The 9,629-nt window shown below is 58.1% G+C and carries 6 protein-coding genes; 4 read left to right on the plus strand and 2 right to left on the minus strand.

The annotated features are described in order from the left end of the window. Positions 1-342: 342 nt before the first annotated feature. Both HMPREF3055_RS03905 and HMPREF3055_RS03910 read right to left on the minus strand, forming a co-directional pair. Positions 343-861: a pyrimidine dimer DNA glycosylase/endonuclease V gene (locus HMPREF3055_RS03905; protein WP_070738083.1), complete on the minus strand. Its 519-nt coding sequence runs from the start codon at positions 859-861 to the stop codon at positions 343-345. 2 nt (positions 862-863) lie between these two features. Then, on the minus strand, positions 864-2,630 hold the full coding sequence (locus tag HMPREF3055_RS03910) for a DUF7059 domain-containing protein (RefSeq protein ID WP_246826891.1): 1,767 nt from the start codon (positions 2,628-2,630) through the stop codon (positions 864-866). A 144-nt stretch (positions 2,631-2,774) separates the two neighbouring features. On the opposite strand from HMPREF3055_RS03910, the gene HMPREF3055_RS03915 reads away from it, so the two are divergent. From HMPREF3055_RS03915 to HMPREF3055_RS09205, 4 genes are all read left to right on the plus strand, one after another. Beyond that, positions 2,775-3,233: a pyridoxamine 5'-phosphate oxidase family protein gene (locus tag HMPREF3055_RS03915; protein ID WP_044145909.1), complete on the plus strand. Its 459-nt coding sequence runs from the start codon at positions 2,775-2,777 to the stop codon at positions 3,231-3,233. Between the two features lie 341 nt (positions 3,234-3,574). Further along, the gene (gene topA, locus HMPREF3055_RS03920) at positions 3,575-6,376 is read left to right on the plus strand and encodes a type I DNA topoisomerase (protein WP_070738089.1); all 2,802 of its coding nucleotides are present in this window, start codon (positions 3,575-3,577) and stop codon (positions 6,374-6,376) included. Positions 6,377-6,666: 290 nt separating this feature from the next. Beyond that, entirely contained in the window at positions 6,667-7,638 is a 972-nt protein-coding gene (locus tag HMPREF3055_RS03925; RefSeq protein WP_070738092.1) for a Ppx/GppA phosphatase family protein, read from the plus strand. A gap of 192 nt (positions 7,639-7,830) precedes the next feature. Next, positions 7,831-9,372 (plus strand): hypothetical protein, encoded by a 1,542-nt coding sequence (locus tag HMPREF3055_RS09205; protein ID WP_141758468.1) that lies wholly within the window; start codon positions 7,831-7,833, stop codon positions 9,370-9,372. Positions 9,373-9,629 lie beyond the last annotated feature (257 nt).

The raw sequence follows: 9,629 nt of genomic DNA on the forward strand, positions 1-9,629 counted from the left end.
GCTCTACATGGCTGAACTTGCCGCCATGGCCGATCTCATTGCGGCGGGTCGACTGCAGCTGGGTGTGGACTTCAACCTGAAGATGCTCGACGCAATCGTCAAGGAGATCAAGCCCGCGCTGACCACCAAGTAAAGACTCTGAGGTGAAGGTCCTGGGGTAAAGACCCTGAGGTAGACCCCGTGCCAAGCTGTTTCCAGCGCTCTGTAATGCGCTGAGATGCTTGTTTCCATACAGCTTGAGCCACGCATACAGCGATGCCCCGGCAGGCACCCGCAAGGGTTCCGCCGGGGCATTACTATGCTCACGTTCTTAGGAATCCTTCTGTCTAGAAATCCCTCTGTCTAAAAGTCTTTCGTCTTTTCCCAGGGCTCAATAGCGCCCGGAACCACCTCAAAGAGCGGATGCGCGCACGCCGCCAACTCGCCGCGCGCCGCCAGGCGCTCGCTCAACTGGTGCTCCCACTCGGGGTCGCGCCCCGCCACCTTGTGCCGCAGAAAGGCGAGCTCGTACTCCAACTGACCCAAAGGAACGGGAATCAGTGCGACCGAAGCGTACGGGTTTTCCGCCTTGTCGGCGCAGTTTTTACCTGCACCATCTTCGCCCGCACCGTGTTCGCCTGCACCAATCAGCGCATGGTTGAACGAGTAGCCGCGGGCATCCGCCTCATCCGCCAGCCCGGACAGGTAGGTGGCAACCGCCTCCAGCGGCTGCGGATGCGCGCGAAAACGAATCAGCTGCGGATGGTTCGTGTACCCGCGAGTCAGACCCCGCAGCACCTTCTGCGCCAGCAGGGTTTCGCGCCAGCAGGCGACCAGGGCGCGACGATCGAGCAGGGAAGGGTGAAGGGACCAAAAGCGCACGCCTAGCCCTGCGCTTCTGCCGCATGTACCTCAGCGGCATTTTCGTCAGCCGATGCTGCGCCCGCGTGCTCGTCGCTAAAGTGCAGGAAGCTCTTGAGCACCAGCTCACGCACCGCGTGCAGCAGGGTGTCGCGCGGATGCTGCTCCTGCGTACCGCGCGCGGCGGCGGCAGCCTCATCGTATTCGGGCCAGGACAGCAGCATAGCAAGAGCAGCCACAATCTGACCCACGGCAAGCTCACCATCGCTCGCCGACGCAAAACCTGCCGTCTCGGTGGAGAGCAGCTGGGTGCGGCACAGACCCGAACCGGCACGCAGCAAAATGACGCTGGGGTGCTCTGCACCGGGGCGGCCGTGGCGTTCCTCGGTGACGTCCTCGGCAACCTCCAGGTGTGCGGTTAGGAGCGCCTCATCGTCCATGGTGGCGAGGCGGTCGTAGCGGCGCACGGACTCGGTGAGGGCGCGGGCGATGGGCTGCTGAATCGGGTAGGTGATCTCCTCGAAACGCTGCAGGGGCTCGGTCACGCCTGCCGCGGTCGCCTCGGTCGGGCGGCGCAGCCAAATCATGCCGAAACCAATAGAATGAACGTTCCGGGAAGCGAAGTCGTTCAGGTACGCCACGTAGGTCTGCTCGTAGTGGCTGCGGTCGCGGTTCTCGCTCGCATCCTTCAACCAGGTCTCCGCGTAGGAGGCGGGGGTCAGCGCCTCACGCTGAATAAACCAGGCCTCCGCGCCGCCGTCGGCAACCCAGGCGCGCGGGCGCTCATCCCACGGGCGCGGTGCATCCGGATCCTCAGAATCGCGAATAATTTCCCAGTTACCCAGCATCTGCGCGCGACCACCGGGCACCAGCACCGACGGCAGCTGACGCACCATCGTGCTCACAATTTCGTCACCGGGCAGGCCGCCGTCGCGGTAGGTGAACTGCTCCTCGGCGCTCTCACCGGCAACGCGCGGGGTAATCACGAACGGCGGGTTTGACACCACCAGGTCGAAAAGCTCACCGGCGACCGGCTCCAGCAGGGAACCCTCACGCAGGCTCACGCGCGCCTGCGGGTTCTGCGGATCAATATTGAGTGCCTGCGCGTTCAGCAGCAGGTTAAAACGGGTGAACGCCAGGGCACGCTCCGAAATGTCGGTGGCGGTCACGTGCTTAGCGTGGGCGAGCAGGTGGAAGGTCTGAATACCGCAGCCAGTGCCCACATCCAGGGCACGCTTGACGGGGGTGCGCTCGGTAATCTGTGCCAGAGTCAGGGAGGCGTGACCAATGCCGAGCACGTGATCCTTACGGAGCACGCCGGGGCGCTGATGCGCACCCAGGTCGGCGGCAACAAAGATTTCGGTGCCGTCATCGGCGGCGTGCGGGCGCAAATCAACGCTCGCGGACCAGCGGGTAGAATCCGCAGCGTCGCGCTCAATCAGCGCGGCATTCTCGAAGTCAACCAGGGTATCGCCGAAAACCTCGGCTGCCTCAGACACAGTGAGCGGGCGAGCCAGCAGGAAAAACGCCAGCAGACGCGCCAGGTTCTTCTTACCCGCGCTGTAATCGCCGCGCAGAATATGCTCCACACGCCACAGGCCCGGAACTACCTGGTCGCGAGCCATCGCCTCAGCCGCCTCAGCACCGAGCAGTTCCTGCACAGCGTCATAGCTGTAGTTCAACGCCAACAGGCGTTCACGGATGCGGGTCAGGCGGGCGTAATCATCGCTGCGGGGAGCATCCGCAACGGCGGCGTACTCGGGAGCGAAAGAGGCGGCAGAAATAGTCATGCACACCATTCTACGCACCCGCCGCATCTGCCCGGGCGCGCCCACCGTGTATAGGCGGCAGCGCAATGACACAGCCCCGACCCACCCACTGACCAAAACCGTCATCTGCGCAAGAGCACCCACCCCATCGCATACACTGAAACCATGAGTAACCTGTACCCCGATGAAAGTATCAGCGTCGACAAGTGCTGGGAGCGTCTGCACGCAAACACTCTCGGCCGCCTCATCCTCACTGACGGACAGCACGTCGATGTGCTGCCCGTGCTCTACGCCGTCGCCAGCCAAGACGACAAGCAGGAAATCTATATCCGCACCACCCGCGGCAACAAGTTCTCCTCCGTGGTGGTCAGCCGCCGCGTCGCCTTCGAAATCGACGAAACCCTCGAAGACGGCATCCGCTCCGTCATCGTGGTCGGTATCGCCCACTGGCTACCGCCGGAAATGACCCCGCAGATTGTGCGCACCTTCGACCTGCCCGATTCCGAAACCCACGAAATGCAGTGGGTGCGCATTGCGCCGCAGACCGTGTACGGCCGCGAATACCCGCTGTTGCCCGCATACCTGGACGGCACCCACCCCGACTCTGATACCCTCACCAGCTAGAAACGCAGGTGAGCGGGTGCGGTGCGCCCCAGCAACCGCCCCCATGTATCCCGTGCACACACCACCGCTCCGGTACCGTATGATGTACCGAGTACCCTGCGCACTTATGCAAGCTCAACACGCCCGGTCCTCATCAACCAGAACCGGGCCAGCTCGCCCAGTGCCGGGTCACCGCGCGCTCGCCGCATGAAACGAACCGAGCGCACCACATCAACCCAACATAAACTACACCCCCACCAATCACCTCACCCGCGTACAACCACACCCCGCCGGCGCCCACAAGCGCCAGCGTAGGTTATGGTTGAATACGTAGCTTTTCAACACACAGATAGAGGAGTGCCGTGCCCGCTCAGGCAAAGACCGGAAAAGCCCTGCTGATTGTGGAGTCTCCCTCCAAGGTCAAAACCATTAGCAGCTACCTCGGCGAGGACTACCTTGTCGACTCGTCCATGGGCCATATCCGCGACCTTCCGCAGCCCTCCGAACTGCCCGAAAACCTCAAAAAGAGCCCCGTCGGCAAGTTCGCTGTCAACGTTGAAGAGAACTTCGAACCCTACTACGTGGTCAACCCCGACAAAAAGAAAAAGGTCGCCGAACTCAAGCGCAAGCTCAAAGAAGTAGACGCGCTCTACCTGGCAACCGATGGTGACCGCGAAGGTGAAGCCATCGCATGGCACCTGAAGGAAGTCCTCAAGCCCAAGGTACCCGTCTACCGCATGACCTTCCCCGAAATCACCCGGGAAGCCATTCAGCGTGCCTTCGGCGAACTGCGCGACATCGACCTGCACCTGGTCGACGCACAGGAAACCCGCCGCATCCTCGACCGCATCTACGGTTACGAAATTTCCCCCGTACTCTGGCGCAAGGTCGGCCGCGGCCTCTCCGCAGGTCGCGTGCAGTCCGTCGCAACCCGCCTCGTCGTTGAACGCGAACGCGAACGCATGGCATTCGTCGCCGCCAACTACTGGGACCTGACCGGACGCTTCCTGACCGCAGCCTCCGAAGGCTTCGACGCCAAGCTGGTCGCTGTAGACGGCAACCGCATCGCCACCGGCAAGGACTTCGCAGACAACGGCACCCTCAACACCTCCAAGGTCACCCACCTGAACGAGGAAGCCGCCCGCGCGCTCGCCGCAGCCCTGCAGACCGCCGCGTTCTCCGTACGCTCCGTTGAGACCAAGCCGTACAAGCGCCGCCCGGCAGCACCGTTCACCACCTCCACCCTGCAGCAGGAAGCCGCCCGTAAGCTGCGTTTCTCCTCCCGCGTGACCATGCAGGTGGCGCAGCGCCTCTACGAAAACGGTTACATCACCTACATGCGTACCGACTCGGTGGCGCTGAGCGAGCAGGCAATCTCCGCCGCACGCCGTCAGGCATCCGAGCTGTACGGCGCAGAATTCGTGCCCTCCGCACCGCGCGTGTACACCTCCAAGAGCAAGAACGCACAGGAAGCCCACGAAGCAATCCGCCCCGCCGGTGACACCTTCCGTACCCCGGACGCTGTGCGCGGCTCCCTGTCCAACGACGAATTCCGCCTCTACGAACTGATCTGGAAGCGTACCGTCGCCTCCCAGATGGCTGACGCGACCGGTTCCACCGCCTCCGTGCGCCTGGGCGCCGTGGCATCTAACGGCCAGGACGCTGAGTTCGCTGCATCCGGAACCGTCATCACCTTCCGCGGCTTCCTCGCCGCCTACGAGGAGGGCGTTGACGCATCCCGCGTGGCTGAGCGTGAGGCGAAGGACGCTGAGAAGCGCCTGCCGAACCTGACCACCGGCGAGGCGCTGACCGCCGAGGCGATTGAACCCGCCGGCCACGAGACCCTGCCGCCCCCGCGCTACACCGAGGCGTCCCTCGTGAAGACCCTGGACGAGCTGGGCATCGGCCGCCCGTCCACCTACGCGGCGGTTATTTCGACCATCATGGACCGCGGATACGTGAACGTTCGTTCTGGTTCGCTGATCCCGTCCTGGATCGCGTTCTCCGTGGTGCGCCTGCTTGAATCCAGCTTCGGCCCCTACGTGAACTACGAGTTCACCGCGCAGATGGAAGAAGACCTCGACCGCATCGCACGCGGCGAAGAATCCCGCGTCGAATGGCTGGGCGAGTTCTACTTCGGCGGCGGCTCCAAGCGCGGCCTGAAGCCCATCGTCGACAACCTCGGCGAGATTGACGCCCGCAGCATCAACTCCATCCCGATTGCGGACGGCATTGTGCTGCGCGTGGGCAAGTTCGGCCCCTACCTGGAAGCCGAAGGAACCCTCGACACCGAGACCGGCGAACTGACCGAACCGATTCGCGCGAACGTACCCGCCGACCTGGCACCGGACGAACTGACCGAAGAGAAGGCACGCGAACTGCTCGAACAGGGCAAGTCCGACGGCCGCGTACTCGGCGTTGATCCGGTCTCCGGCAACCAGATCGTGGCACGCGACGGCCGCTACGGCCCCTACGTCACCGAAGTCATCGAAGAGATGACCGAGGAGCAAATTCAGGCATACCTGGACGCGCAGCCGACCGAATACTACAAGAACGGCAAGCCCAAGCCGAAGAAGAAGCCGAAGCCCGCCAAGCCGCGCACCGCGTCCCTGTTCAAGTCCATGGACCTGGCGACCGTGACCCTGGAGCAGGCACTGCAGCTGATGAGCCTGCCGCGCGTGCTCGGTACCGACGCTGAGGGCGTGGAAATTACCGTGCAGAACGGCCGCTTTGGCCCGTACCTGAAGAAGGGCACGGACTCCCGCTCGATTGGCAGCGAAGACGAGATCTTCACGATTACGCTGGAACAGGCGCTGGAGATTTACTCCCAGCCGAAGCAGCGCGGTCGTGCGGCGGCTAAGCCTCCGCTGGCTGAGCTGGGCGTGGACCCGGTCAGCGAGAAGAAGATCGTGGTGAAGGACGGCCGCTTTGGCCCGTACATCACCGACGGTATTACGAACATTACGGTTCCGCGTGCGGAGTCGGTCGAGTCGCTGACCCACGAGCGTGCGGTGCAGCTGCTTGCTGACAAGCGCGCGAAGGGCCCGGTCAAGCGTAAGACCGCCGCGAAGAAGACCACCACGGCTAAGAAGACGACCGCAAAGTCTACTACCGCGAAGAAGACGACCACTCGTAAGACCGCGGCGAAGAAGACCGCCGAGTAATCTGCCGCGTCGTCAGCCGAGTAGCGTTTCTACTTGAAGGCGCAGGATGCGTCCCGAACCCCTTAGCGGGGTGGGGCGCCTCCTGCGCCTTTCGCGTGCTCGGGAGAGTACATGCCCTGCGCATTTTTTGCCCGCGCTGCGTTTCTTAGGCTTGCGCTGTGCTGATGCTGGGCATCCGCCCGGATTGTTTGCGGAGTGAGCCGCGCCTCTGACAGACTGGAAGAGGCGCCGCACCTGCGGTACCGCACACAGACGATATCCCGCCGCGGGGCGGGGGAGGGGAGCGCATCGTGCGCCTGGGAGTTCTGGATGTCGGGTCGAATACGGTCCACCTGCTACTGATTGACGGCAGCCCTGGAGCGCGCCCCGAACCGTACGCGTCGCACAAGATTCCGCTGCAGCTCGTGCAGTACCTCGACGCTGAGGGCAACATTTCGCAGGAGGGCGCGGACGCGCTGACCCGCTTCGTGACTAGCGCACGTGACTTCGCGATTGAGAATGAGGCGGAGGACCTGCTGGCGTTCTCCACGAGTGCTATCCGTGAGGCGGGTAATGGTGCGGCGGTTCTGCATCAGGTGCGTGAGCAGACCGGCGTGAGCCTGAACGGTATTTCGGGTGATCAGGAGGCGGCAATTACGTACTTTGCGGTGCGCCGCTGGCAGGGTTGGGGTGCGGGACGCATCCTTGATTTTGATATTGGTGGCGGCTCGTTTGAGTTTTCGACCGGTACGAATGCGTTGCCGGATGCGGCGATGAGTGTGCCGTTGGGTGCGGGCCGTCTGACCCGTGAGTTTTTTGATGAGCAGCCGCCGAGCCCGAAGCAGGTGAAGCGTTTGCGTAAGTATGTGCGTGAGCAGATCGCCCCGGTGGCGGAGAATCTGTTGCGTTATGGTGCGCCGGATATGACGGTGGGTACGTCGAAGACGTTCCGTTCGTTGGCGCGTATTTGTGGTGCGGCGCCGTATTCGGCGGGCCCGCATGTGAAGCGTGAGATGCATTTGCAGGATTTGCGCCTGTGGACTCGTCGTATGGAGGCGATGACTGTCTCTGAGCGTGCTGACCTGCCGGGTGTTTCGAAGGCTCGTGCGGAGCAGATGCTGGCGGGCGCTATCGCTGCGGAGGCGGCGATGGAGGCGTTCGGGGTTGAGACGATGCGCGTGTGCCCGTGGGCGCTGCGTGAGGGCCTGATTCTGAAGCGTATTGAGCACCTGGCGGAGGGCACGGGTACTCCGGTCAACCCGAAGACCCTCCTGGGTGCTTAGTTGATGGGTAACGTGGCTGAATATCCGCAGTGAACCCCGCAGGCTGGTGCGTAATGGGCACCGGCCTGCGGGGTTCATGATGTTCTTTATCATTTCGTGATAATCTGTGAACGCTGACAGTTGCACAATGATGTAAAACGCGGCTGTCTAGGAAGTTTATCAACCAACAAAGTTGTCGGAAAGGGAATGCTTATGGGTGCTGAAGAAGAATCTAGGAAGATTCTAAATATTATTGATAAGGTTAATGGAATATGGGGTGATGAGCATGAAAAGCAGCGAAAAAAAATTTTCAAAGACAATATAATAATCCGCCCATTTATTCATTTTGTGTATGGGTCAATCCCGTATGTTACACCCGTTTTAATTTATATTTATTGTGATATGTTGTCTGCTGCGACTGGTGGATTACCTTTACGTATGGATTTTATTACTCATACTGTTGAATTAATATTTAATGCTCCATATTATTTATTTGACATTAGATTAGGTGTTATTACTTCGATAGCTAGTCTTTTATTGAGTCTTTATGTGAGCGTGGGGAAATATGTTGATGGGCTAAGCGGATTGGTGAATGACGCTCGACGTATGGCGTACCGGAAGTTTGCTCGAATGGTTGGATTGATTGTATTTTATGTATTTGTCGTAAATTTTTGGCATGGCCTCTTGGCCGGATATTTTAGGGGTGGTGTATCTATCCCCTATCCATTTAAGTTTCTGGAATCTCCTGGTTGGGGGAAAGCGATTGTTCCCGAAGATGTAAACTTGTCTCGATATGGTGATATGCCCCTATGGGTTTTGTTGTTCTTCGCGTGGTTTGCTCTTGCTTCATCTTTAATGTTGACGTATAGCGAAAAGGATGCTCTCATGGAAAATTTGTCTACCTTGCGTAGAATTAATAGTTTTATGAATGGTACAGATGGATCTCCTGCTGTTGAATACACGCTGGCTCGTAGGATTTATGACAGAGATAAAAGAGTCGGGGAACCTGCCGAAAAATATGGGGGCGATTTTATAGATACCTATGGATATTCGGGGTTTGATTTTGAATTAGAAATTCCCTTCGGCTGGGACCGCATGAAATTTTGGGTGATTATTATTATTTGGTACTCATGGCTTATTCCCTGTTTTCTAATATATTTGCAGTATAAATCGTTAATTCTTACTGCAGCCTATGTTACGTGTTTTGTTATTGTTGCCTGTATTGGAGTTCTTTCTGTTGGGAAGAATCGAAATTTCTTATTTGTTAAAGTTTATAAATTTAATACTCATTATTTGAAGCTCCCTCAGAAAGTCTTAGAGTTTGTAAAATTTTGGAATAGTTCAAATCAATTGTGGGTTGTTTTTTATGCACTAGCATTCTTTCCTGCTCTTATTCTGTATGGGGCTATTAGGAATCAACTTCAGATTGAGAGTAATATTCTGCTCCTCGATTTTAAGGGTGATTGGCTTAAGGATTTAATATGCCTCTTTACTACTGTAGTGGCTTTTGTGATGCCTCAAGTTTATGCACGATTAGTGGTGAGGCCATTGTATGAAAATGAATTTAAGAAATATTCTGAAAAATCTATGGAGATGACACTTAAAAAGATGGATAGGAAGGGAATTCTGAAAATAGAAAATTTGAATTACCTAGCAGTTGCATACATCTATTGTCTAATGAGAGATGTTGATAGGCTGTATTCTGAATATGAGCTTGAAATTGGTTCTGCCCCTGTAGTTGATGATAAACACTAAAGGTTATGATTAAGAATCCACTAGTGTAGGTGCGGTAACAAATCTAGGCACAGAAGACATGAAAACTGGAGATGAAAATAAAATCTTACCCTGTTCTAGACGATTCCACCCTATGCCTCCGCAGGTGTAAAAGTTGAGAAGCCACATGTGTTTCGAACGGCCACGTTATAAGTGGCTTCTCGCTATTGGGGGTTGTACCCCTCGCAGAATTTGTGCCATGGTTTAGCGTCTTCTGCCATGGTTTTTAACTACGACCA

This window comes from Rothia sp. HMSC061C12, assembly GCF_001815755.1.
Taxonomy (GTDB): Bacteria; Actinomycetota; Actinomycetes; order Actinomycetales; family Micrococcaceae; genus Rothia; species Rothia mucilaginosa.

Excerpts from the sequence above, each read along its gene's own strand:
- HMPREF3055_RS03910 (WP_246826891.1), bottom strand. The coding sequence starts at position 2,630 with ATGACTATTTCTGCCGCCTCTTTCGCTCCCGAGTACGCCGCCGTTGCG.
- HMPREF3055_RS03915 (WP_044145909.1), top strand. The coding sequence starts at position 2,775 with ATGAGTAACCTGTACCCCGATGAAAGTATCAGCGTCGACAAGTGCTGG.
- HMPREF3055_RS09205 (WP_141758468.1), top strand. The coding sequence starts at position 7,831 with ATGGGTGCTGAAGAAGAATCTAGGAAGATTCTAAATATTATTGATAAG.